The sequence below is a fragment of the Erwinia sp. OLFS4 genome (assembly GCF_002752165.1).
Lineage (GTDB): Bacteria > Pseudomonadota > Gammaproteobacteria > Enterobacterales > Enterobacteriaceae > Izhakiella.
On the sequence record NZ_MOMB01000001.1, the window covers coordinates 12,507 to 37,675 of the forward strand.

At 55.0% G+C, this 25,169-nt stretch carries 19 protein-coding genes and 1 pseudogene; 4 read left to right on the top strand and 16 right to left on the bottom strand.

The genetic code is table 11. From position 1 onward, the window contains the following. Positions 1-96: 96 nt before the first annotated feature. Positions 97-924 carry a 2,5-didehydrogluconate reductase DkgA gene (gene dkgA, locus BL249_RS00060; RefSeq protein WP_099706388.1) on the bottom strand — a complete coding sequence of 276 codons (828 nt, stop codon included), beginning with the start codon at positions 922-924 and terminating at the stop codon, positions 97-99. A gap of 223 nt (positions 925-1,147) precedes the next feature. Here dkgA and BL249_RS00065 point away from each other — a divergent pair, with 223 nt between their 5' ends. After that, positions 1,148-2,059, top strand: a complete 912-nt coding sequence (locus BL249_RS00065; RefSeq protein WP_099706389.1) for an AraC family transcriptional regulator — start codon at positions 1,148-1,150, stop codon at positions 2,057-2,059. A gap of 123 nt (positions 2,060-2,182) precedes the next feature. Beyond that, positions 2,183-2,665, top strand: a complete 483-nt coding sequence (gene folA / locus BL249_RS00070; protein WP_099706390.1) for a type 3 dihydrofolate reductase — start codon at positions 2,183-2,185, stop codon at positions 2,663-2,665. 79 nt (positions 2,666-2,744) lie between these two features. Here the strand turns inward: folA and apaH are convergent, their stop codons facing one another. The 6 genes from apaH to lptD are packed head-to-tail and all read right to left on the bottom strand — an operon-like array spanning position 2,745 to position 9,529. Further along, positions 2,745-3,575: a bis(5'-nucleosyl)-tetraphosphatase (symmetrical) ApaH gene (gene apaH, locus BL249_RS00075; RefSeq protein ID WP_099706391.1), complete on the bottom strand. Its 831-nt coding sequence runs from the start codon at positions 3,573-3,575 to the stop codon at positions 2,745-2,747. 58 nt (positions 3,576-3,633) lie between these two features. Continuing rightward, positions 3,634-4,011, bottom strand: a complete 378-nt coding sequence (gene apaG / locus BL249_RS00080) for a Co2+/Mg2+ efflux protein ApaG (RefSeq protein WP_099706392.1) — start codon at positions 4,009-4,011, stop codon at positions 3,634-3,636. Positions 4,012-4,015: 4 nt separating this feature from the next. After that, on the bottom strand, positions 4,016-4,834 hold the full coding sequence (gene rsmA, locus BL249_RS00085) for a 16S rRNA (adenine(1518)-N(6)/adenine(1519)-N(6))-dimethyltransferase RsmA (RefSeq protein WP_099706393.1): 819 nt from the start codon (positions 4,832-4,834) through the stop codon (positions 4,016-4,018). After that, positions 4,827-5,819 carry a 4-hydroxythreonine-4-phosphate dehydrogenase PdxA gene (gene pdxA / locus BL249_RS00090; RefSeq protein WP_099706394.1) on the bottom strand — a complete coding sequence of 331 codons (993 nt, stop codon included), beginning with the start codon at positions 5,817-5,819 and terminating at the stop codon, positions 4,827-4,829. The genes rsmA and pdxA overlap by 8 nt, the downstream gene beginning before the upstream one ends. Further along, a complete protein-coding gene (gene surA / locus BL249_RS00095; protein WP_099706395.1) occupies positions 5,809-7,104 on the bottom strand; it encodes a peptidylprolyl isomerase SurA in 1,296 nt (431 codons plus the stop codon). Before surA ends, pdxA begins: the two co-directional genes overlap by 11 nt. Before the next feature lie 52 nt (positions 7,105-7,156). Then, the gene (lptD, locus tag BL249_RS00100) at positions 7,157-9,529 is read right to left on the bottom strand and encodes an LPS assembly protein LptD (RefSeq protein WP_099706396.1); all 2,373 of its coding nucleotides are present in this window, start codon (positions 9,527-9,529) and stop codon (positions 7,157-7,159) included. A gap of 179 nt (positions 9,530-9,708) precedes the next feature. Between lptD and djlA the strand changes: the two genes are divergently transcribed. Beyond that, entirely contained in the window at positions 9,709-10,527 is an 819-nt protein-coding gene (gene djlA / locus BL249_RS00105) for a co-chaperone DjlA (RefSeq protein ID WP_099706397.1), read from the top strand. Positions 10,528-10,545: 18 nt separating this feature from the next. Here djlA and rluA read toward each other — a convergent pair whose 3' ends face one another. The 3 genes from rluA to polB all read right to left on the bottom strand — a co-directional run bounded on the left by rluA (position 10,546) and on the right by polB (position 16,717). Continuing rightward, on the bottom strand, positions 10,546-11,199 hold the full coding sequence (rluA, locus tag BL249_RS00110) for a bifunctional tRNA pseudouridine(32) synthase/23S rRNA pseudouridine(746) synthase RluA (RefSeq protein WP_446717706.1): 654 nt from the start codon (positions 11,197-11,199) through the stop codon (positions 10,546-10,548). 110 nt (positions 11,200-11,309) lie between these two features. Further along, entirely contained in the window at positions 11,310-14,216 is a 2,907-nt protein-coding gene (gene rapA / locus BL249_RS00115) for an RNA polymerase-associated protein RapA (RefSeq protein ID WP_099706399.1), read from the bottom strand. A 140-nt stretch (positions 14,217-14,356) separates the two neighbouring features. After that, on the bottom strand, positions 14,357-16,717 hold the full coding sequence (gene polB / locus BL249_RS00120; protein WP_099706400.1) for a DNA polymerase II: 2,361 nt from the start codon (positions 16,715-16,717) through the stop codon (positions 14,357-14,359). 194 nt (positions 16,718-16,911) lie between these two features. On the opposite strand from polB, the gene BL249_RS00125 reads away from it, so the two are divergent. Then, the gene (locus BL249_RS00125; protein WP_099706401.1) at positions 16,912-17,679 is read left to right on the top strand and encodes a DedA family protein; all 768 of its coding nucleotides are present in this window, start codon (positions 16,912-16,914) and stop codon (positions 17,677-17,679) included. On the opposite strand, the gene thiQ is transcribed toward BL249_RS00125, so the two are convergent. The 6 genes and pseudogenes from thiQ to leuC all read right to left on the bottom strand — a co-directional run bounded on the left by thiQ (position 17,666) and on the right by leuC (position 25,165). After that, positions 17,666-18,367 (bottom strand): thiamine ABC transporter ATP-binding protein ThiQ, encoded by a 702-nt coding sequence (thiQ, locus tag BL249_RS00130; RefSeq protein WP_099706402.1) that lies wholly within the window; start codon positions 18,365-18,367, stop codon positions 17,666-17,668. The two genes, BL249_RS00125 and thiQ, sit on opposite strands and share 14 nt — an antisense overlap. Further along, complete coding sequence (gene thiP, locus BL249_RS00135) at positions 18,351-19,961, bottom strand: thiamine/thiamine pyrophosphate ABC transporter permease ThiP (protein ID WP_099706403.1); 1,611 nt, start codon at positions 19,959-19,961, stop codon at positions 18,351-18,353. Before thiP ends, thiQ begins: the two co-directional genes overlap by 17 nt. After that, a complete protein-coding gene (gene thiB, locus BL249_RS00140; protein ID WP_446717707.1) occupies positions 19,937-20,923 on the bottom strand; it encodes a thiamine ABC transporter substrate binding subunit in 987 nt (328 codons plus the stop codon). The genes thiP and thiB overlap by 25 nt, the downstream gene beginning before the upstream one ends. 337 nt (positions 20,924-21,260) lie before the next feature. Continuing rightward, positions 21,261-22,922, bottom strand: a pseudogene (gene sgrR / locus BL249_RS00145) (HTH-type transcriptional regulator SgrR). A gap of 226 nt (positions 22,923-23,148) precedes the next feature. Further along, the gene (gene leuD / locus BL249_RS00150) at positions 23,149-23,754 is read right to left on the bottom strand and encodes a 3-isopropylmalate dehydratase small subunit (RefSeq protein WP_099706404.1); all 606 of its coding nucleotides are present in this window, start codon (positions 23,752-23,754) and stop codon (positions 23,149-23,151) included. Positions 23,755-23,764: 10 nt separating this feature from the next. Then, positions 23,765-25,165 (bottom strand): 3-isopropylmalate dehydratase large subunit, encoded by a 1,401-nt coding sequence (gene leuC / locus BL249_RS00155; RefSeq protein WP_099706405.1) that lies wholly within the window; start codon positions 25,163-25,165, stop codon positions 23,765-23,767. Positions 25,166-25,169: the final 4 nt, after the last annotated feature.

Consider the following 25,169-nt stretch of genomic DNA (forward strand, 5'->3'; position numbering starts at 1 on the left):
GCGGGGAGATCAGACAGCCTGTCGGCAGTCGCTCTGGAAAAAGCATAGCCCAGGACGAAATTGCCGGTCACCGTATTCTGACGCCCGCTCAGCGAATTAATTGAACTCTTCCGGATCGGGGCCGAGGCGTTTGTTGCTGTCGAGGGTGGTTATCTGGCCGATCTCGGTTTTTTCCAGACGGAAATCAAATACCGCAAAATTCTCTTCAATACGCGCCGGCGTTACCGATTTGGGTATTACCACCAGACCACTGTCGAGATGCCAGCGAATCACAATTTGTGCTGGCGTTTTGCCATATTTTTTCGCCAGATTTTTAATCACTGGCTGATCAAACACCCCTTTGCCACCCTGTGCCAGCGGACTCCAGGATTCAGTCTGGATCTGGTGCATGGCATTCCAGGCGTGCAACGTGCGCTGTTGTAACATCGGGTGCAGTTCGACCTGATTAATCACCGGCACCACGCCGGTTTCATCAATCAGGCGTTTGATATGTGACTCATTGAAGTTACAGACACCGATGCTTTTAGTCAGCCCCTGTTTTTGCAGGTCAATGAGCTGCTTCCAGGCGGAGACATACTTATCTTTGCCCGGACAGGGCCAGTGCAACAGGTAGAGATCAACCTGCTCAAGTTGCAGCTTTTTCAGGCTGGTTTCCAGAGCGGCAGGCGCATTGTGCTGATCGTCATTCCATAGCTTAGTGGTAATGAAAATATCTTCCCGTGGCAGGCAGGTCTCCTGTAATGCCTGACCGATACCTTCTTCGTTCTTATAGAAGGTCGCGGTATCTATTGAACGGTAACCGACATCCAGTGCTTTCAGTGCCGCATTTTTTGCCTGTTCAATGCTGGCCTGCCAGACGCCCAGGCCAAGCTGCGGCATCATGCTGCCATCATGCAGTTTGATCATTGGTTGTTCTGTCGTCATTGTCACTCCTTTTTCTGTCATCCGCCCGGCGCATGGCGCCCTGTTATAGCTGAATTAAGTTTAGCTGTGAAATATCCGCCTGTTGGAGAGAACTTTGTTGCGGCGTGTGAACAGTCAGTTTTTGCGATTATTTTGGCCAATAATATTGCCTGATCCTGCTAAGTAAAGCAGAATCAAGAATAGTGATATGATAAGGTTCCAGCCACTGAACAGAGGAACGCGAATGGACAGATCGGAAATTTGCCACCGGCTGGCGCAGCAGGTGGGCAGGCTGATGACACCGTGCCGGCAATCACAGGCGGCGGTGCCGGATGTTACGCTGATCTATGCCGACAGTCCCAGCGCGCGCACTCCGGTGATGTATCAGCAGGGAATTGTCATTCTGTTCCGTGGCCGCAAAACCGGTTATCTCGGTGATACCGTCTTCCATTACAATGCTACGCGCTATCTGATGCTGACGGTGCCGCTGCCGTTTGAATGCGAAACCTTTGCTTCGCCACAGGAGCCCCTGGCCGGTATTTTTTTACGGGTCGATAACCTGAAACTGCAGGATTTGCTGATGGACATTGGCGATGACAGCAGCTTTCATCCACAGCCCTTGTCGCGCGGTATCCATTCTGCCGATTTGACCGAAGAGATGCTGTGTGCCGCCGAACGTCTGCTGGACGTCATGTTTCATCCGCTGGATGCCAGAGTTCTCGGGCCGCAGCTGGTACGGGAAATGCTTTACTATGTCTTACTGGGCCCTTGCGGTGGGGCGCTGCTGGCGATGGTCAGCCGTCAGACTCAGTTCAGCCAGATTGCTCGCGCACTGCGGCGCATTGAAAGTCACTATGCTGATAATCTTAGCGTTGAGCTGCTGGCGTCAGAAGTGAATATGAGCGTGTCGGCATTTCACCATAACTTTAAAGCGGTCACCAGCACGTCGCCGTTACAGTATCTGAAAAGTTATCGTCTCCATCAGGCGCGCACATTGATGTTGCATGAGGGGTTAAAAGCCAGCGCGGCGGCGATGCGGGTTGGCTATGAAAGCGCTTCGCAGTTTTCCCGTGAATTTAAGCGTTATTTCGGTATTACGCCGGGAGAAGAGAGGCTAAGAGCCAGGCAGTCGGGCGAGCTGATGTCTGTGAGGTAGCCACACCATTTTTTGCGCAAAGACAGGTCGCCGCCGCCGGCGGTGTTATCCTCGTACTGGCTATCGACGGCGCTTTCACCTTTGCGTATCATGGCGCGAATTTTTCACCTTGTGAGCTGACGGATGATAATAAGTCTGATTGCCGCGATGGCGGCGGATCGTGTAATAGGTCTGGACAATGCCATGCCATGGCATCTGCCGGCGGATCTGGCCTGGTTTAAAAAACAGACCCTGAATAAACCTGTGATTATGGGGCGACGCACCTGGCAGTCGCTTGGCCGCCCGCTACCAGGCAGAACCAACATTGTTATCAGTCGCCAGCCCGGTGATGACAGTCGGGCGATCTGGGTCCGCTCGCTGCATGATGCGCTGGTGGCTGCAGGAGAGGTGGATGAGGTGATGATTATCGGCGGCGGGGATATTTACCGCCAGTTTCTCGATAAGGCCAGCCGGCTCTACCTGACGCATATTGATGTCGACGTGCAGGGCGATACCCACTTTCCTGATTACAATCCCAACGAGTGGCAGGCTGTTTTTAGCGAATTTCATGATGCCGATGAAAAGAACAGTCATGCATACTGCTGGGAAATTCTGCAACGTCGCTGAAGGCCCGCCTGCGGTGGAGTACCGCAGGCGATTGCGACAGTGAAATAACCCGCCGCCAGAGTTTGTGTCAGCCAGCCAGTTACATATCCATGGCGTCCTGGCGATGAGAAGGCTGGCTGAAATAAGTGCGATCTTCCCAGCGCAGCATGGTGAGCGGCCCGCCCCAGCAGCAGCCGGTATCCAGCCCGATGACACCCGGCGGAGTGCCTTTACCTTCCAGCGATGCCCAGTGACCGAAAATCACAGTATATTCCGGGCTGACCTGGCCGGGGATGGTAAACCACGGTTTCAGTGGCGGTGTTTCCATTCCGGGCGGTTCTTTGCAAATCATATCCAGCTGACCATTAGGAAAGCAGTAGCGCATCCGCGTCAGGGCATTGCTGATAAAGCGCAGGCGTGACAGGCCGGTTAGCTCTTCCGACCAGTTATTCGGCATGTCGCCATACATTGCGCCAAGAAACAGGGGGTAGCTGTCACTGGCCAGCACTTTTTCCACTTCGCTGGCACAGCGTATGGCGGTGGCAATATCCCATTGTGGCGTAATACCGGCGTGCGACATCACCAGTTTTTTTTCATCATCAACCTGCAGCAGCGGCTGGCGGCGCAGCCAGTTGATTAACTGATCGGCATCGCCGGCTTCCAGCAGCAGATTGAGGCGATCCTTGGGTTTATTACGGGTAATGCCCGCGTATACGGCCAGCAAATGCAAGTCATGGTTGCCGAGAACCAGCCTGACGGCTGCTCCCAGTGACCTGACGTAGCGCAGCACGTCAAGGGAGGCGGGGCCGCGCGCTACCAAATCTCCCGTCAGCCACAGCGTATCCTGCTGTGGATTAAAACTTACCTGCTGCAGCAACGATTGCAGTTCATCAAAGCAACCGTGTATATCCCCGATTAAATAAGTACTCATGCGCAAATCCCAATGCGGCAGCGGCGGTCGCTGTACGATGAAAGAAACAGGTTATCTGTTAATGAATGCAGGACGCAATCGCAAGGCGAAATACCGGGATCTCTACCTTGAAGCGCTGGCCCTGCATGTCCTGCATTTCATAATAACCCTGCATAGTGCCGATAGGCGTTTCCAGCACCGCTCCACTGGTGTACTGAAACTCGCTGCCGGCGGCGATATGCGGTTGTTCACCAATCACCCCTTCGCCCTGGACTTCGGTTTCCCGGCCGTTGCCGTTGGTGATAAGCCAGTAGCGGTTAAGCAGCTGAACATCATCGTGCCCGAGGTTGCGCAGGGTAATCGTATAGGCGAATACATAACGCTCTTCGTCTGGTAGCGACTGTGAGGCAACATAAACGCTCTGAACCTGAACACAAATACGGGAGGACTCATTCATGCTGTTATTCTCCTGCCGCCTGGTGGCTGCTTAGCCAGTTTGCTAACTGACAGTATTGCGCGACGCTGAGATTTTCCGCCCGTAAGGTGGCATCGATATTCAGCGCATCCAGCGCGTCAGCACTGAACAGTGTCGCCAGTGAATTACGCAGCGTTTTACGCCGCTGACCAAAGGCCGTCGTGGTAATATGACTCAGCTTACGGATATCCTCGACCGGGTGCGCGAGCGTTGCATGGGGAACCAGGCGTACCACCGCTGAGTCCACTTTTGGCGCCGGTGTAAACGACTCTGGCGGGACTTCAAGTACCGGAATCACCTGACAGTAATACTGGGCCATTACGCTCAGGCGGCCATAAGCTTTGCTGCCAGGTCCGGCCACCAGACGGTTTACCACCTCTTTTTGTAGCATAAAATGCATGTCCTGAATGGCACCAGCATAGCTGAAAAGGTGAAACATCAGCGGCGTTGAAATGTTGTAAGGCAGATTGCCGAATACCCGCAACGATTGCCCTTTTTCACGGGCATAGGCCGCGAAGTCAAAATCCATCGCATCCTGCTGAAAGATGGTTAGTTTAGGCCCGAGAAACGGATGAGTTTGCAGGCGTGCAGCCAGGTCGCGGTCAAGTTCAATGACCGTGAGCGCATCGAGTTTTTCGCCGACCGGTTCGGTCAGGGCGCCGAGGCCGGGACCAATTTCCACCATTGCCTGCTGTTTTTGTGGCTGAATGGCAGCGACGATGCTGTCAATAATATAGCTATCGTTCAGAAAATTCTGACCAAAGCGTTTACGGGCCAGATGGCCCTGATGAACACGATTATTCATGACCGGTTTTTATCATACTGATGGCGAGGTTAAGCGCCGTAATAAAGCTACCCGCGTCTGCTTCGCCCTTAGCGGCCAGCTCAAGCGCTGTACCGTGGTCGACCGAGGTGCGGATAAATGGCAGACCAAGCGTGATATTCACCGCCCGGCCGAATCCCTGATATTTTAGCACTGGCAGGCCCTGATCGTGATACATCGCCAGCACTGCATCAGCATTTTTCAGGTATTTAGGCTGAAACAGCGTATCTGCTGGCAGCGGGCCCGTCAGCTGCATTCCCTGCTGCCGGAGTTCGTTTAACACCGGAATAAGGGTATCGATCTCTTCCCGGCCCATATGCCCCCCCTCGCCGGCATGGGGGTTAAGGCCACACACCAGAATATGGGGCTGGGTTTTAGCAAACTTCACTTGCAAATCGTGATGCAGGATATGAATCACTTCATGCAGCGTCTGCCGGGTAATGGCGGCCGAAACGTCTTTCAGCGGCAAATGAGTGGTTGCCAGCGCCACGCGCAGCTGGCCGCTGGCCAGCATCATGACGACACGTGAGCAGCCAGCACGTTGTTGAAGAAATTCGGTATGGCCGCTAAAAGCAATGCCGGCGTCGTTAATCACGCCCTTATGAACCGGGCCGGTTATCAGGGCGGCAAATTCCCCGGTAAGACAGCCATCGCAGGCGCGCGTTAGCGTGGCCAGCACGTAATGGCTGTTAGCCACGCACAGTTCCCCGGCAACAACCGGACAGGGTAGCTCAACCGGCAGTATCGTCAGGGTACCAGCCTGCTGAGGACGTGGGGCATGTGCAGGCTGATACTCTCGCAGTGTAATGGGAAGGTTCAGCTGTTTTGCCCGCTGACGCAGCAGCTCGGGGGAGGCACAGACTACCAGCTCTACCGGCCAGTCACGCTGCGCGAGTTGCAGCGTCAGGTCGGGGCCAATCCCGGCGGGTTCGCCGGGCGTGATGACTACCCGCGCGTTATTGCGCATTCGGGTCGAGAATTTTCACGTAAGCCCCGGCACGCTGCTCCTGCATCCAGGTTTGCGCTTCTTCGGCAAACTTACGGTTAAACAGCAGGCGGTAGGCACGTTCTTTTTGCGCCGCATCGGTCTTATCAACGCGACGGGTGTCAAGCAGCTGAATCAGGTGCCAGCCGTAAGAAGAGTGTACCGGCGCGCTTAGCTCGCCTTTTTTCAGCTTCAGCAGCGCATCACGGAAGGCCGGATCAAACATTTCCGGTGAACTCCAGCCGAGATCGCCACCCTGATTGGCAGAGCCAGGATCCTGTGAATATTCGCGGGCAGCGTTGGCAAAATCCAGCTTGTGACTGTGAATATCAGCAATGATCTGTTCCAGTTTGGCCCGTGCCTGATCGTCATTCATGACCGGTGAAGTTCGCAGCAGAATGTGTCGGGCATGCACTTCGGTAACCGACAGGCTTTTGCTGTTGTTGCGGATGTCGTTGACTTTAAGAATGTGAAAACCGACGCCGGAACGAATCGGACCGATAATGTCGCCTTTTTTCGCAGTAATCAGCGCCTGAGCAAACAGTGAAGGAATTTCCTGTAAGCGCCCCCAGCCCATGTTGCCGCCTTTAAGCGCTGCCGGGTCAGCAGAATAAGTGATGGCCAGCTTGCCAAAATCGTCACCTTTTTTGGCTTCACCTACCAGCTGGCGAGCCAGCTTTTCCTGATCGTCAACCTGCTGCTGGTTCGGGTTTTCCGGCAGAGGTAGCAGAATCTGGCTCAGGTTAAATTCGGCACCGGCATCGTTCTGGTCGGAAACCTGCTTTGCCAGGGCATCCACTTCCTGTGGCAAAATAGTGATGCGACGGCGAACTTCGTTGTTACGAATTTCGGCAATCGCCATCTCTTTGCGGATTTGCTCGCGGTAGGTGTTGTAATTCATGCCATCGTAAGCCAGCCGGCTACGCAGCTGATCCATTGACATGTGATTTTGTCCGGCGATGTTGGCAATCGCCTGGTCCACCTGGGCATCACCGATTTGAACACCGGCCTGTTTTGCCATCTGTAGCAGAATCTGGTCGATCACCAGCTTTTCCAGGATCTGATGACGCAGCGTACGATCGTCCGGAAGCTGTTGACCTGCTTCACGCGCCTGATTTTTCACTGACTGCATCATGCCGTCAACGTCACTTTCCAATACCACACCGTTATTTACCACGGCGGCAACTTTATCAACTACTTGTGGGGCTGCTAACGCGACGTTAGCGCTAAGCGCCAGGCCGAGAATCAACATTCTCCAGATCTTCATACATTTTCCATTCGTTTGTCTGCACTGCAGGTTAACGGGTCAATCATCACAATCAGAACGCGGGCTGGTAAGGCAGAATGCCCTGACGCAGCATCTTATCCGTGCCCAGACTGTAGTCAGGGCTCAGGCCGCGAAGTTCAATGTTGAACGATATTTTATTGTCATACTTACTTTCATTCCTGGTGTAATCCCAATTGGTGATCTTACGTTCGTAACCGATGCGAATAGCGTAACAGCAGGAGCTGTACTGTATGCCGAGCAGCTGATCGGCAGGTTGCCTTGCTTTCGTGTCATAATACCAGGCACCCACCACCGACCAGGCGTCAGCAATGGGCCAGCTGGCGGTAGTGCCGACCTGCGAAATACCCTGTTGATAGCCCGGGTTCTGGATATTGGGCAACGTCGCCTGAATATATTTCGGGCTGGTATATCGGTAGTTCAGCTGTATCATTCGATCGGCATCGCGACGATACTCCAGCACCGCGTTACCGGTGGTGACGGTACTCAGCCGATCGTCATACTGTAAGCCCCCGCGCGTTGACCAGAAATCACTGATCTTCCAGTAGCTATCACCTGCCCAGACAACGCTGCCAGTGTTGTCTTTGTTGGCATCGTAGTAGCTGTTGCTCACGCCGGTACGCGATGGCGTGAACGAATAGATTTGACCAATGGAAGCGTTAAAACGTTCAACCAGATTGTCATCATAAATTCGGGTGGTGACGCCGCTGGTGAGCTGATTGGCCGAGGCAATGCGATCCAGCCCGCTGTAGGTGCGGTCGCGGAACAGGCCGCTGTAGTCGCTTTGCAGCAGGGTGGAGTCGTAAATATTGATGTTGCTCTGGTTACGATAAGGGATATAGAGATACTGCAAACGCGGTTCCAGCGTTTGAGTGTAGCCCGGTGACCAGTTCATATCGCGGTCAAAAACCAGCTTACCGTCAGTCTTAAATTGTGGCATGACGCGGTTAACCGTGCCACGCAGCTGGTTATTGCTGTCGGTCTGGCTATTGTACCAGTCAATGTCATTCTGCTGATAGTGAGTTGCCATCAGCCGGGTTTCGGTATTCAGGCTTGCCCAGCCATTGGACAGCGGCAGATTTAATGACGGTTCAATATGCAGGCGAGTAGCGTCCGGATAATCACCATTGACGTTGGTGAATTTGACTGCCTGGGCGTAAATATGGCTATCGAACGGCCCGATATTGTTTTTGTAGTAGTTCAGATCAAGCTGAGGTTCGGCACGGTAAACGTTATTGGGGCTGTTAATCTGAAAAACCTGAAATTGCTTGCTGGATAAGGTTGCGTCCCAGTTAGTATCGGCGTAGCCGAGGCTGAATTTTTGCGTGGCATAACCGTCGGTGGAGTTACCGTAGGTTGAGTCCAGATCGCTGAAATAGTAGGGATCGCTGACCCGGGTGTAGTCAACATTCAGCCGCCAGTGTTTGTCGTACACGCCGTTATGCAGCCAGTAGAACATCCAGCGTTTACTGCTGTCGGGATTTCCGGCGTACTGGCCGCTGTTAATGTTGTCGCGATAAACCTTATCCGTTCCCATGTAATCGAATTCCATCAGGCCGGTGCCAAGGCCGGTGAGATAACGGAATTCGTTTTGCAGCTGGAAACCGCGTTTTTCAATATAGTGCGGCGTAATGGTTGCGTCGGCCTGCGGGGCAATATTCCAGTAATAGGGCAAGGCAAATTCAAAACCGCTGGTATTGCCGAACTTGATATTAGGAATTAAAAAGCCCGAGCGACGGCGATCGCCAACCGGCAGCTGCAGGTAGGGACTGTAAAATACCGGGACAGAACCGATTTTAAAGCGGGCATTCCAGATTTCTGCCAGCTGCTCTTCACGGTCGTGAATGATCTCCGAACCCACGACGCTCCAGCTATTGCTGCCAGGCAGACAGGTGGTGAAGCTGCCGTTTTCGAGGATGGTATAGCGATTGTTACCGCGTAGCTTCATCTGATCGCCGTCACCGCGTCCCTGACGACCGACCATCTGGTATTTGCCGTTCCAGACGTTGGTATCTTTGGTGTTCAGATTAGACCAGGCTTTCGGTCCGCGCAGGATCACCTGATTATCGTCGTAATGAACATGGCCCAGCGCATCCACGGTTCGCACCGGCGTGGTCTGGCCAGGCTGCGTTTTCTGATGCAGCTGAATTTCATCGGACTGCAGGCGGCTGTTGCCCTGCTGAACGTCAACGTTGCCATTGAAGACGGCATTATCCGGATAGTTACCGTCGGCTTTGTCAGACTTAATCGTCACCGGCAGGTTATTGGTATCACCCTGCACCAGGGGACGGGTGTATTCCGGAACGCCAAGCATGCACTGTGACATCAGGTCATCGGCAAGTCCGTACTGGCTGTAGATTGCAGAGCCAATCAGCGTGGCCAGCAGGGTAGGTAAACGTTTTTTCATACGCGGTATCAAAATTCCGTGATAACTGGCTTCGGGCCGACAAACGGTCAGAGACTAACTCACTCAACAGCGTTGCGCTAGTGTTAATCCTTGCTTTCCACGTTGCCGTTAGGCACTGCGATAAATGACAGGTATGATAAAGCAATTTTTAGCCGGTTTCATGGCGAATTGAGGAGTTTATGCGCTACTGGGGAAAAGTCATTGGTTTAGTCCTGGGTTCACTCAGCGGAGGCGGTTTCTGGGCAGTGGTGGTCGGGATAGCCATCGGGCATTTTATTGATAAAGCGCTGTCGGGGCCGCGGCAGGGCTATTTTTCCAGCAATCAGACGCGGCAGTCGCTGTTTTTTCGCACCACCTTTCAGGTAATGGGGCATCTGACGAAAGCGAAAGGCCGCGTGACGGACGTCGATATTCAGATGGCGACGCTGCAAATGGATCGCATGCAGTTACATGGTGAGGCACGTACCGCCGCACAGCAGGCCTTTCGCGAAGGTAAACAAAGCGATTTTCCTTTGCGCGAAAAGCTGCGCGAATTAAAAAGCGTCTGTTTTGGTCGTTTTGACCTGATACGTATGTTTCTGGAAATTCAGATTCAGGCGGCCTTTGCTGATGGTCAGCTGCATCCTAATGAACGCCAGGTTCTTTTCGTTATTGCGGAAGAGCTGGGAATTTCACGGCTGCAGTTTGAGCAGTTCCTGCGCATGATGACCAGTGGCCAGCATTTTGGCGCAGGCGGTCAGCAGCAGGGGCATCAGGGCCGCTATCAGCAGTCGTCACAAGGCCCCACGCTGCAGGATGCCTGCAGTGTGCTCGGCGTCAAACCGGATGATGACAATACCACCGTTAAACGCGCCTACCGGAAACTGATGAGTGAACATCATCCGGATAAGCTGGTGGCAAAAGGGCTGCCGCCGCAAATGATGGAAATGGCCAAACAAAAAGCGCAGAAAATTCAGGCTGCCTACGATCTTATCCGCAGAGAACGCGGGCTGAAATAAACCGGCGCTGCCAGCGGATTAAAAGGGCGCGGGCTGACGAAAAGTCATTGGCGTGCCATAGTGGGGATGGGTAATCGTCAGTGATTCTGCGTGCAGCTGCAGGCTGGATGCCATCGCCAGGGCCTGTGGCGGTGCGTAAAAACCGTCACCGAGAATCGGATGACCAATCGCCAGCATATGCACACGTAGCTGATGAGAACGGCCGGTAATCGGTTTCAGCCTGATGCGGGCACTGTTGTCATTATCCCGCGCCAGCAGTAACCATTCAGTCTGGGCAGGCTTGCCGGTTTCAAAACACACTTTCTGTTTTGGCCGGTTTGGCCAGTCGCATATCAGGGGTAAATCAACCTGTCCTTGTTCTGCCTGTGGGTGACCCCAGATTCGTGCAACATAGGTTTTTTGCGGTTCGCGTTCACGGAACTGGCGCTTAAGTTCACGTTCTGCCGCTTTTGTTAATGCGACGACCAGCACTCCGCTGGTGGCCATATCGAGACGGTGAACCGACTCTGCCTGTGGAAAATCCCGCTGGATGCGCGTCATGATACTGTCACTGTGTTCGGCAAGACGGCCGGGGACTGACAGCAAACCGCCAGGTTTATTGACCACCATAATATGCTGATCCTGATAGAGGATGTGTAGCCAGGGATCCTGTGGCGGCCGGTAAGGCTGCATTGTTATTCTCTCTCATTAGTGATGCCGGCTCCCCGCAGGGAGCCGGCATCAGCGTTAATCGCCTGACTGGCGACAGTGCATACGTCTATTTTGCCTGGCAGACCGCCGCGCTACTGGTGGGTCACCACCACCAGCCGCAGTGCGTCCAGTCGCCAGCTGGCTTCACTCAGGCTGGCAAGTACCTGCTGACGATTGGTTTCCAGCGCGGCAACTTCGTCATCACGGATATTCGGGTTAACCGCCCTGAGGGCTTCCAGCCGGTTAAGTTCGGCGCTGAGGGTTTCATCCGCCTCACGACTGGCCTCGTCAATTATGGTCTGCGCGGCGCTGGCTATCCGGCTTTCCCCTTGCGTCAGAATCTGATGAACCTGCTGCTGTAGCGCATTCACCAGCTTGCTGCCGGTATGACGATTAACCGGATTCAGCTGACGGTTGAAGCTTTCAAATTCGACTTTGGCCGCAAGATCGTTGCCGTTGCTATCAAGCAGCAGGCGCACCGGGGTTGGCGGCAGAAACCGTGTCAGCTGTAGCTGCCTCGGTGCCTGGGCTTCTACCACGTAGATCAGTTCGACCAGCAGGGTGCCGACCGGTAACGCTTTATTTTTTAGCAGTGACAGGGCGCAGCTACCGGTTTCGCCAGCGAGGATCAGATCCAGCCCGTTCAGGATCAGCGGATGTTCCCAGCTGATATATTGCGCATCTTCACGACTGAGTGCCTGATTGCGATCGAAGGTTATCGTACAACCTTCTTCCGGTAATCCGGGAAAATCCGGCACCAGCATGTGGTCGGACGGGGTCAGAACCAGCAGATTATCGCTGCGGTCTTCCTGATTGATACCAACAATATCAAACAGATTGAGTGCAAAGTTCACCAGTTCAATATGGTTGTCCTGCTGCGCAATTTGCATGGCCAGTTGCTGGGCCTGTTCGCCGCCGTTTGAATGCAGTTCCAGCAAACGGTCGCGTCCTTGTTCCAGCTGTTGCCTTAACTGATTATGCTGCTGGCGGCAGGTCTGAATAAAGGTATCCAGCCCGGCGTCGTTCTGCGGATCTGCCAGGAAGCCGATCAGTGAGTCATAGACCTGATCGTAGAGGGTACGCCCGCCAGGACAGGTATGTTCAAAGGCATCCAGCCCTTCGTGGTACCAGCGCAGTAACACCGCCTGAGCAGTTTTTTCCAGATAAGGCACCTGGATCTGGATGTCATGTGCCTGTCCGATGCGATCCAGCCGGCCGATGCGCTGTTCCAGCAGGTCGGGATTAAAGGGTAAATCAAACATCACCATCTGACTGGCAAACTGAAAATTGCGGCCTTCCGAGCCAATTTCTGAACATAACAGTACCTGGGCGCCTTCTTCTTCGGCAGCAAACCAGGCGGCCGCGCGATCGCGTTCAATAATAGACAGACCTTCATGGAATACTGCCGCGCGAATACCTTCCCGTTCACGCAGGACTTGTTCAAGCTGAAGTGCCGTTTCCGCCCGGGCACAAATGACCAGAACTTTTTGCTGACGGTTACTGGTAAGAAAACCCATCAGCCAGTCAACGCGGGGATCGAAGTGCCACCAGGTGGCGTTTTCTTTTTCCAGTGCCTGGTATATTTGCTCCGGATAGAGCATATCGCGCGCGCGTTGCTGAAGGTTTTGCGTACCATGCATAATGCCTGAGACGTTCATTGCCGTCTGATACTGGCTGGGCAGCGGCAGCCGGATGGCATGCAGCTGACGGTGTGGAAACCCCTTCACGCCGCTGCGGGTATTGCGAAACAGGACCCGGCTGGTGCCATGGCGATCCATCAGCATGGCAATCAGTTCACGCCGCGCCGCCGTTTTGCCTTCACCTTGTCCATTGGCAACCTGAAGCAGCGGTTCAATGTCCTGCTCGCCGACCAGATCGTTGAGACGGTTGAGTGCCTGCTGATCGAGGGTTTTATCCGCCAGCAGGTCGGCGACGGCATCCGCCACCGGACGGTAATTTTTCTGCTCGGCAATAAACTGCTGAAAATCATGAAAACGATCCGGATCGAGCAGACGCAGGCGGGCAAAATGGCTCTCCATACCGAGCTGTTCCGGGGTGGCGGTTAGCAGCAGAACGCCGGGGATTTGCTGCGCTAGCTGTTCAATTACCTGATATTCCGCACTGGGATTATTGCCTTCCCAGGCCAGATGATGGGCTTCATCCACCACCATTAAGTCCCAGTCTGCGTGGCTTAATAGCGCAAGACGTTGCTGGTTTTCTTTGACGAAATCCAGCGAGCAGATGATCAGCTGTTCGGTATCGAAGGGATTGGCACTGTCCTGCTGCGCTTCGGCGTAACGTTCATTGTCAAACAGCGCAAAGCGCAGATTAAAACGGCGCAGCATCTCCACCAGCCACTGATGCTGTAAGGTTTCCGGGACGATAATCACTACCCGGCTGGCGCGTCCTGCCAGCAGCTGCTGGTGGATTATCATGCCAGCTTCAATGGTTTTGCCCAGACCCACTTCGTCTGCCAGTAATACACGGGGAGCATGGCGACGACCAACATCATGCGCAATATGCAGCTGATGGGGGATCAGACTGGTACGCATACCGCGCAGTCCGCTAATATTCAGCCTGTACTGCTGGCTCTGATAGCGGCGGGCGCGGTAACGCAGGGCAAAGCGTTCCATTCTGTCGAGTTGTCCGGCGAACAACCTGTCCTGTGGCTTGTTAAACATCAACTTGCTGTCGAGCATGACCTCGCGCAATGTCACATGCTGTTCACCGCTATCGCAGCGGGTGCCGAGGTAGGTGAGCACGCCATCTTCCTCTTTGACTTCTTCAACCTCCAGCTGCCAGCCTTCATGGCTGGTAATGGTATCGCCAGGATTGAACATCACGCGGGTCACCGGGGAGTCTTTTCGCGCATACAGCCGGCTTTCGCCGGTGGCGGGAAACAGCAGGGTTACCATGCGCGTATCGACGGCAACTACCGTCCCTAATCCCAGTTCGCTTTCCGTGTCGCTAATCCAGCGCTGACCAAGTGTAAATGGCATAAATAATTAACTCAGTTCTCGTTTTGTCGGTGCAGGCAACGGCCTGAACGCCTGGCATCATTGCCGGCTGATGTGAAAGATGGGGTTATCCGTTGCAGGAAGGGCGCTATGGTACTGGAAGGCAGCGCGTTCGTCACCTGTCAAAAAAGCCCCAACTGACCGGTAATCAGTGTAGCAAAATCTTCGTTTAAGAACGGCAGGATACCGTCAGCAACCGGTTGTAACTGACGGGTCAGATAATGATCATAGTCAATCGGCGTGCTGCGGCGTTCCAGCGGTTCCGGCCCGCTGGTACACATCAGATAGCGGATGCGTCCGCCGTTCTGATACCGCAGCGGCCGCCCCAGCCGCTGATTTTCGTCATCGGCAATGCGGGCGGCGCGAACGTGAGGCGGGACATTACGCTGATATTCGCTCAGCGGGCGACGCAGACGTTTGCTGTATACCAGCCGATCGTCAAGCTTACCGGCAAGTAAATCCTGAACGGTGCTGAGCAGATACGCCTGCCACGGCTCACCGCGAAAAATACGCTGGTACAGGGTCTGCTGGAACTGTTGTGCCAGCGGCGTCCAGTCGGTACGTACACTTTCCAGTCCTTTAAATACCATGCGCTCTTCACCCTGGCGGCGAATCAGGCCGGCATAGCGTTTTTTACTGCCTTGTTCGGCGCCGCGAATCGTGGGCATCAGAAAGCGGCAATAATGGGTTTCATACTCCAGCTCCAGCGCGCTGGTCAGATTCAGCGTCTGGTGCAGATGCTGCTGCCACCACTGGTTAACATGGCTCACCAGCTGCTGGCCGATGGCATCGGCGGCCGCTTCATCGTGTGCCGATTTCAGCCAGACGAAGGTCGAGTCGGTATCGCCATAGATGACGTCAAAACCCTGCTGTTCAATCAGCTTGCGCGTCTGCTGCATGATTTCGTGGCCTCGCAGGGTAATTGATGAGGCAAGACGCGGGTCAAAGAAGCGACAGGCGCTGGTACCGAGTACCCCATAAAAGGCGTTCATAATGATCTTCAGCGCCTGCGACAGAGGTTTATTGCCCTGTTTTTTTGCCTGTTCGCGTCCCTGCCAGATTTGACTGACGATTGCCGGCAGACAGTGATGCTGACGCGAAAAACGGGCGCCACGGAAGCCGGCAACCGAATGGCTGTCGTCAGGCTGGGCCAGCCCTTCGGTTAAGCCGACCGGATCGATAAGAAAAGTGCGAATGATCGCCGGATAAAGGCTTTTATAATCCAGCACCAGCACCGATTCGTAGAGTCCGGGGCGCGAATCCATTACGTAGCCGCCGGGGCTGGCTTGCGGGGCGATTTCACCCAGATTCGGTGCCACGAAACCGCTGCGATGCATGCGCGGCAGATAAAGATGACTGAAGGCCGCAACAGAGCCGCCGTGGCGGTCAGCTGGCAGCCCGTTGACGCTGGCCCGTTCCAGTAAAAAAGGAATAAGCTCAGTCTGCTGAAAAATGCGGGTAACCAGCTCACAGTCTTTCAGGTTATAACGTGCCAGCGCTGGCTTGTCTTCGGCGAAACGGCGATCAATTTCTTCCATACGTTGCCAGGGATTATCAATTGCCTTGCCTTCGCCCAGCAAGGCCTGCGCCACACTTTCCAGACTGAAGGATTCGAAATTCCAGAAGGCCGATCTTAGCCCTTCGATACCGTCAATGACCAGACGTCCTGCGGCCTGTGCAAAAAATACGCCGGGTTTAAAACCGTGTTCACGCCACGCCAGCGGCTGGCCATCGCGGCCTAAATTCAGCGTCACGCCATAGCGGTCAGCCTGTTTTTGTAGCACCCGCAGGTCAAACTGCACCAGATTCCAGCCGATAATTACATCGGGATCGTGGCGAATAAACCAGTCATTCAGTGCGGCCAGCAGTGCCGGACGGCTGGGATAAAAAGTCAGGTTAATTTCACTGTTGCTGTTGCTGCCGTTTGCCGGCCCCAGCATCAACACATCACGCTGTCCGCAGCCTTGCAGACCAATACAGTACAGCTCGCCGTGACGGCTGGTTTCGATATCCAGTGACACCCATTTTAGCGCTGGCCGGTAGTCTGCATTGGCTTTTAGCTGCACTGCGATGCTGCCATCTGCCTGACGTCGCTGGCTGACTGAAACCGGCGCAGTGATAAAACGCTCCATCAGATAGCGATCGGGCGGCCGGATATCCGCTTCATAGACCGTCACACCGGCTTGCCGCAGCTGCTTTTCCAGTCTGAGTAACTGGCGGTACTGGGAGCAGTAAAGCCCGACGACCGGCCTGTGATGAAAATCTTTTAGCTGTAGCGGCGCAAAATGAAAATGGTGTTCATGTTGCAGACATTTTTGCGCTAGCGCCTGCTGGCTGGCGGGAATAAACGCAACGGATTGCTGACCGGGCAGAACCAGCCGTTGTGCACCCTGATCGGTTGCCAGCCAGAACGTCACTTCGGTCCCCGCTGGCGTGTCACGCCAGTGGCGGGTTAGCACAAACCCAGCGAAATCTTGCGTCATGAAAAGGTCATTACACTGTGGATAGATATGGTCTGTTTATTTATACAGTATTATTCGCCGTTGGCAAAGTGGCATCAGGTTACCGCTGACGGCTGGACGATAATCCCACTGACGGGGTTTCTCAGAGTAAGACGGCTTGACCGCCGGACGGCTAGCCGTGACAATTGCGTCCTTATTTTTTGGGGTATGATGTGATGGAAGCCTGGCTCGAACATTTAATTACGCAGTCTGCTGGCTGGGCACTGTTTGCTATTGCGCTGGTGGTTTTTTTCGAATCATTGGCGCTACTGGGGTTGCTGATGCCGGGCACGGTGCTGATGGCCACGTTTGGCGCACTAATTGGCAGTGATAAGCTCGCGCTTTATCCAGCCTGGCTGGTGGCGACCCTGGCCTGTATGGCCGGTGACTGGGTTTCCTGGTTGATCGGTCAGCGCTTTAAAGGGCCACTGCATCGCTGCTCGTTAATCCAGCGCTATCGCCATTTGATGGATAAAGCAGAACAGGCATTGCATCAGCACAGCCTGTTTACCATTATTATCGGGCGATTTGTCGGCCCGACCAGGGCGGTTATTCCGCTGGTGGCAGGGATGCTTGAGCTGCCGGCCTCCCGATTTGTGTTGCCGAATCTGGTGGCCTGCCTGTTCTGGCCGCCGCTCTATTTTATGCCGGGTATTCTGGCGGGCGTGGCGATCGATATCCCTTCTGACGCACAGAGTGGTCTGTTTAAGTGGTTGCTGTTGGTGGTGGCATTACTGGTCTGGCTGGCGCTCTGGTTGTGCTGGCGCTGGCTGCGTGGCGAAAAACAGGCTGACTGGGCCAGCGGCTGGCTTTGTCGCTCGCGCCTGCGCTGGCTTGCACCGCTGATGCTGCTGGTGGCCACCCTTGCGCTGATCGCCGGGGCGTTTCATCCGCTGACCCCGACTTTTTTGCATCTGCTGCGCCAGGTTTTTATCGGCGGCTGATTCCCAGCACGCGCGCGGCATCGCTGTCGGTGCGCAGCAGTTGCTCGCTCGCGCCATCCCAGGCAATACGCCCATCGGCCACCAGCAAGGAACGCGGGGCAATGCGCAGCGCATCATCAATATTATGAGACACCATCAGTAATGTGATGTCGCGCTGCTGACAAACGGTTTCAACCAGCTGCAACATTTCCTGACGCAGCGCCGGATCCAGTGCTGAAAACGGTTCATCCAGTAACAGAATCGGTTGCTGGCGTACCAGACAGCGCGCCAGCGCGGCGCGCTGACGCTGACCGCCGGACAGCTGGCCCGGCAGGCGATCAAGCAGGCCCGCCATACCGATTTGTCCGGCGATATCCGTCACCGTTTGCTTTTGTGCCGGGGTTAATTTCAGCCCCGGATGCAGCCCAAGCCCAATGTTTTCCGCCACACTGAGATGCGGGAAAAGATTATGTTCCTGAAACAGCATTGAAACCGGCCGTTGGGCTGGGGGCGTGTGGGTATGGCGCTGGCCGTTTAGCTGAAGCTGACCCTGGCTTACCGTCAGAAAGCCGGCAATCAGGGATAGCAGGGTGCTTTTCCCCGCCCCGCTGGGGCCGAGTATCGCCACCCGTTCACCCGCGGCCAGATGAAAACTGAAGCGCATCGGTAAATGGTGGTACAGATAAGTTAAATCAGTCAGCGTCAGCATGGCGTTCCGGCAGTTTTTCAATCAGGGTAAATAATAAAAAGCAAATCGCCAGCAGAATAAGGGCGGTGACGGCCGCATCGCTACCGCGATAGGCGCCCATTTGCTGATAGAGGTAAAAAGGCAGAGTACGAAAATCATCGTTGCCAAACAGCGCCACGATGCCAAAGTCGCCGATGGACATGACGCAGGCAAACGCCATCGCTTGTGCTAAGGGGCGGCGCAAGGCGCGCAGTTCAATCAGTCGTAGCCGGTTTATGCCGCTAATATTTAGCGACTGACACAGGCGGTCGTAGCGTGTTGCCAGATCACGCATGGGGTGGTCCAGCACTTTCATTGCATAGGGGATGGCCATCAGCGCATTGGTAAACATCACCAGCGGGGCGGCAGACTGCGGTAAGCCGATAGTGGCATTCAGTAATAAGAACGCACCGGTTGCCAGCACAATCCCCGGCATGGCGAGGATCAGCATACCGCTGGTTTCCAGCAGCTGTCCGGCCAGCAGATAATGACGCAGTCGTAAGCCGCGGCTGCTCCACAGCAGCATCATTGTCAAAATGACGCTCAGTACGCCGGCACCGCCGGCAATACGCAACGAGGTAAAGATGGCCTGCCACAGGGCCGTCTGTTGCATCACCGCGCTAACGCCATGGTGCAGGCCATTGATAATCACTGCCAGTAGCGGCGGCAATAGCAGTAACAGCGCCAGCAGGATAATCAGCGTATCGGCCAGGCGCTGTCCGCAGCTGTCTTCGCGACTGCGCCAGGCTTGCCCCTGGCTTTCTCCGGCGGGGATTGCCTTGCTAAGACGCTGGCTGAGTAGCAATAATCCAAGACAAAAAATAAGCTGTAACAGCCCGAGTAACGCCGCGCGGCCGGTGTCATAGTCAAAGCTCAGTGCCTGATAAATTGCCAGTTCAAGGGTGGTGGCTTTGGGGCCGCCACCCAGCATCAGTACCGTGGCAAAGCTGGCAAAACAGAGCATAAAGATCAACGCGCCGATGGGCAGAATCTGGCGGCGCAGCCACGGCCATTCAACCAGTCGAAAATGATGGATCCCCCGCATACCCAGCTGTGCCGCCAGCTGCCGCTGCTCTCCGGGAATTTGCTCCAGTGCCTGTAGCAGCAGGCGGGTTGCCAGCGGCAGATTGAAAAAAACGTGTGCCAGTAAAATCCCCGGTAATCCATAGGGCGAAAAGTGCCAGGGAATGCCGAGGATGCCGGCCAGCTGTGCCAGCCAGCCTTCGCGGCCATAGACGCTGAGAATACCAAACACGGCGACCAGCGGCGGCAGAACCAGCGTCATGGCACACAGGCGAAGCAGTTTTTGCCGGCCAGGAAAACGGCGCTGGTAAAGCGCCCGTGCCAGCGGTATAGCCGGCAGCAGTGACAGCAGTGCGGAGAGAAATGCCTGTAAAAAGGAGAAACGCACCACGTGCCACAGGTAGCTATCCTGCCAGACGGCCCTGAACGCGCCTGACGGGCTTTGCCCCCAGAGCGCGCCGAGGGTCGTCCCCGCCACAGAGACCAGCAACAGCGCCGCCAGTCCGCCAGGCATCAGCCAGCGGGCAATCAGTGGCTGACGGCGCGTTGCCATGCCGAGACCCATGCTGAACGCTGATTAGCAATCTGCTGTGAACTGTATTGCAGTGCCACATCCGGTTTAATCAGGCGGGTAAAGTCCGCCGGCAGTGCCACCGGGACCACCGGGTACATCCAGTTACCGGTTGGGATGGTTTGCTGGAAGTCGGGTGAGAGTACGAACTGCATAAACCGCTGGGCCAGCGCAGGCTGCTTGCTGGATTTTAGCTGTGCTGCCACTTCCACCTGCAGATAATGGCCTTCGCTGAAGCTGGCTGCCACATAGTTAACTTTTTTCTCTTCAATCATGTGATAGGCCGGTGAAGTGGTATAACTGAGCACCATATCAGCTTCCCCTTTCAGAAACAGCCCATAAGCTTCGCTCCAGCCTTTGGTGACCGTCACGGTTTTTTTCGCCAGCTGTTGCCAGGCCTGTGGAGTTTTGTCACCAAAGACTTTTTGCATCCATAACAGTAGCCCCAGTCCCGGCGTGCTGGTGCGTGGATCTTCATACACCACTTTAATCGGCGCGGAGCCTTCCACCAGCTCTTTCAGGCTCTTAGGGGGGGAAGGCAGCCGGTTTTTGTCATATACAAAGGCGAAATAACCGTAATCAAAAGGGATAAAGGTGTTGTCATGCCAGCCACCGGGCACCTGCAGATTGGTGGTGTTAACGCCGGCAGGAGCAAAAAGCCCGCTGTTACTGGCGGCGGCCAGCAAATTATTATCGAGACCGATAACCACGTCGGCATGGCTGTTTTTGCCCTCCATGCGCAGGCGGTTGAGCAGCGAAACGCCATCTTCCAGCGTGACATACTTCAGCTGGCAGTCACACTGTTTTTCAAACGCTTTTTTAACGGCGGGACCGGGGCCCCAGTCGGCGGAGAAGGCGCTGTAGGTGTAAACCGTCAGAACAGGTTTTGCGGCAAATGCCGGGGCGGATAAAAGAATAGCAGCAGACAGGATATATTTTAACACTTTGCGCTCCATAGTCAGGATATAAAGAGGTCGCAAAGGACTTGAGTAAACAAACTGAGTCTCAAATCCCTACGCCGGTGTTGACCGGATCAGGTTCGACGGGTTTTTTCTCAGCCTGGTTTTAAACTTGCTGCGCGGTATTGATCCGGCGTCGGGCAGTGCGCGCAATCCTCACATACCCTCGTATGCTGTGGTTGCTGTGCGCTGTCCTTCCCCGGCTGAATACCTGCTCGCGACGTTTATATTTTGCTGCGCGGTATTGAACCGACAGTTTTATATTCCAGGCACCCCGTTGAGAACGTCTGATTGTAATCGTTCCGGCGCCCGGCCGAAAGCATTATGGTTGCGGTGGGGCAAACCAGGCAGATTTAAAATCAAACCAGCCCAGTGAATTCATATTGATGCCGCGCATGCTGCGCTGACCCTGTAGTAACAGCCAGTGGTGAAACAGGGGGTGCAGATAGCCCTGTTCAATCAGCTGCTGGCACCACTCCGCCAGCGGCAGACGGCGTTCGCGCCAGCGCTGGACGTCTTCTTCCCAGGGCAAATCAATACAGTGACGCAGCAACGGAATGTCGTAAAGTGAACTGAACAAGGAATAGGTCAACGGTGGCGTGAAGTTAATGCAGCCGAGCCAGAGGTCGCTGGCGACTTCTCCGTGATACCACTGTGAATATTCAACCTGCTGGGTGTGCAGGGTGATCCCTTCAGCCGCCAGCAGCGGGGCCAGCAGGTCAGCAATGGCCTGATGTTCAACATGGTCACGATACCAGGTCAGGGTCAGGCTGTTCAGGTGATCTGGTTTTGTATCATTGCCTATCTGACGGCGATGGTGCCAGCGCGGCAGCAGGCCATAAGCCGGCGACCAGTAGCGCTGATAGTTTATGCCGCTTTGATTAAGAATGGTTATTGGGGTAAAGCGGCTGCTTAGCCAGCGCCGGAGCCGGGCATCACGGCCTTTTTCCGAGCGCTGGTCAAAGAGTAAAAAGTAGCAGCCCTCTTCCAGGCGGCTCTCTTCATCCGTTTTGTCATCCTGTTCACCTTGCAGCGTCACGCCGGCATAAACCAGCTCGTTGCTGATGTCCGGGAGCACCCAGATATTGACCTCATCGAGCAGCGCCCGGTAGCCAAAGTAGTCATCAAACGCGTCGATACGCAGCTGCGTCGCCTGATTACGTACCACCCTATACGGGCCGGTGCCCACCGGCTGACGGGCGAAATTTTCCTGTAAATGCCAGTCGCGGGGCAGGATCAGGGCGCCGACGCTTCCCAGCAGCCAGGGCAACCATTCATCCGGCTGGCTAAGATGAATATCCAGTGTCCAGGGGCCGGGGGAAATCAGCTGATCAATATGGGCCATCAGGGGTTGATTGCGCGCCCTTTGCAGCGTGGCAATGACATCGGCCATTTCCAGTTCTTTTCCCGAATGGAAATGGATGGCCGGACGCAAAAAAAAGCGCCAGTGTAATGGGGATATTTTCTGCCAGTGATGGGCAATATCGGATTCGACTTCCCCGTTTTCCTCATTTATTTGCGTCAGACCGCTAAATATCTGACGAGCCAGATGGGTTTCTGAGCGGCGCAGCGGTGTGCCGGGAAGCAGGTTTAGCAGCGGGCGGTAGTAAAGCACCCGCATAATATGTTTTCCCTGGCGGAAGCTGCGGCCGAGGTGTGACAGCAGCATCTGGCGCACCGCTTGCCGGTCACCAACAAGCTGCACCAGCTGGTCGATGCGATCCTGATCGAGCAGGTCTTCAGCCCGCTGCTGTTGCAGGGCCAGGCCAGTATAGAGAAAACGCAGATGCGAACGTTTGCCACGGCCAGCTTCCGCCTGCCATTCCAGCCAGCCTTCGGTCTGCATTGCGCTAAGCAGATTACGCATGTGCCGGCGCTAACAGTTGAGCTGTTGGGCCAGTTCACTGAGCGTGGTCTCCTGCGCCATGCCGTGACAATATTGCCACAGGCGGATAAATTGCTGCTGCAAACGGGAAGAGGACATAAATAGGGAACCTCGTCACCTAAGTCATCTGTTTTTTATGCCCTATATTACGCTGATAATTAACCGTGATGAAAGGGCCGGCGTTTTTGTCGCCTGGCCTGGACATTCATTAACTGAAAGGGACTTTCCCGATCAGCGTGGACCCTGGTCTGCGCTGGTTTTTTTTATGCTGCAGCTGGCGGATGGGTTGCCAGTACAGCCCGCCGTCACGGCGGGCCAGGCGATATTACTGCAGAAAGGCCGGCTGGTTAGCTTCGTAGCGGGAAATGGCCTCTTCGTGTTGCAGCGTCAGACCAATGCTGTCCAGGCCATTGAGCATACAGTGGCGACGGAAACTGTCGAGATCGAAAGGGTAATGTTTGTCGCCGGCAATGACCTCTTTGTTCTCCAGATCGACGGTAAAACGGATGCCGGGTTGCGCCCCGACCAGGCTGAACAGTTCGTCGACCTGCTGTTCACTCAGAATCACCGGTAACAGCTGGTTATTAAACGCATTGCCATAGAAGATATCGGCAAAACCCGGCGCAATAACCACGTGAAAACCGAAGTCGGTCAGCGCCCAGGGCGCATGTTCGCGCGACGATCCGCAGCCGAAGTTTTCACGTGCCAGCAAAATACTCGCGCCTTTAAATGCCGGTTTGTTCAGAACAAACTGCGGATTGGGCTGCTGGCCGGCATCGTCAAGATAGCGCCAGTCATTAAATAAATGAATACCAAAGCCGGTACGCGTCACTTTCTGCAGAAACTGTTTGGGAATAATTGCGTCGGTATCCACATTTGCGGCATCCAGCGGGGCAACAATCCCGGTGTGCTGCGTAAATTTTTTCGCCATGATTTTTTCCTCAGTTCAGTTGACGAATATCGGCAAAATGGCCGGTAACGGCGGCGGCGGCGGCCATGGCCGGGCTAACCAGATGCGTACGGCCGCCGCGTCCCTGACGACCTTCAAAGTTACGGTTGCTGGTGGAAGCACAGCGTTCACCAGGTGCCAGCCTGTCGTTATTCATTGCCAGACACATGGAACAGCCCGGCAGACGCCATTCAAAACCTGCCTCAAGGAAAATCTTGTCCAGACCTTCGGCTTCCGCTTGTGCTTTCACCGGCCCGGAGCCCGGGACTACCATGGCCAGTACGCCAGGGGCGACTTTACGGCCTTTGGCAATCGCGGCGGCGGCGCGCAGATCCTCAATACGTGAATTGGTGCAGGAGCCGATAAACACTTTGTCGATTTTTATCCCGGTCAGACAGATCCCCGGCTGTAAGTCCATATATGCCAGCGCTTTTTCAGCAGAGGCCCGTTCTACCGGGTCGGCATAGCTCGCCGGATTAGGGATCAGCTGATCAACGGCAATCACCTGACCTGGATTGGTTCCCCAGGTTACCTGTGGGGCGATATCCGCCGCGTTCAGCGTTACTACGCTATCAAATCTGGCCTGTGGATCGGACCTGAGAGTACGCCAGTATTCCACGGCGCGCTGCCAGTTTTCCCCTTTAGGGGCAAACTGACGGCCCTGCAGATAGGCAAAGGTCGTGTCATCCGGTGCCACCAGACCGGCTTTAGCGCCCATTTCAATTGCCATGTTACACAGGGTCATACGGCCTTCCATGCTCAGGGCTTCGATAGCGCTGCCGCAAAATTCCACCACGTGGCTGGTGCCGCCGGCGCTGCCGGTTTTACCGATGATAGCCAGCACGATGTCTTTGGCGGTAATGCCCGGGGCAACCTGACCATTGACCTCAATTTTCATGGTTTTAGCCCGGCCTTGTTTCAGCGTCTGGGTGGCCAGTACATGTTCCACTTCCGAGGTGCCAATACCAAACGCCAGCGCGCCGAAAGCGCCGTGGGTAGCGGTATGCGAGTCGCCGCAGACGATGGTCATACCGGGCAGCGTCATGCCTTGTTCCGGGCCAATGACATGCACAATGCCCTGGAATGGGTGGTTAAGATCGTAAAGCTGAACGCCAAATTCATGGCAGTTTTTGATCAGCTCCTGCATCTGGATACGCGCCATTTCACCGCTGGCGTTAATGTCCCGCGTCTGGGTGGAGACATTGTGATCCATGGTGGCAAAGGTTTTCCCTGGCTGGCGTACCGGACGCCCCTGGGCGCGCAGCCCGTCAAATGCCTGGGGCGAGGTAACCTCGTGTACCAGGTGGCGGTCTATATATAACAGCGGCGTTTCCTGAGGGGCTTCGTAAACGACATGTGCATCAAACAGCTTCTGGTATAAAGTTTTGCTCATTTTT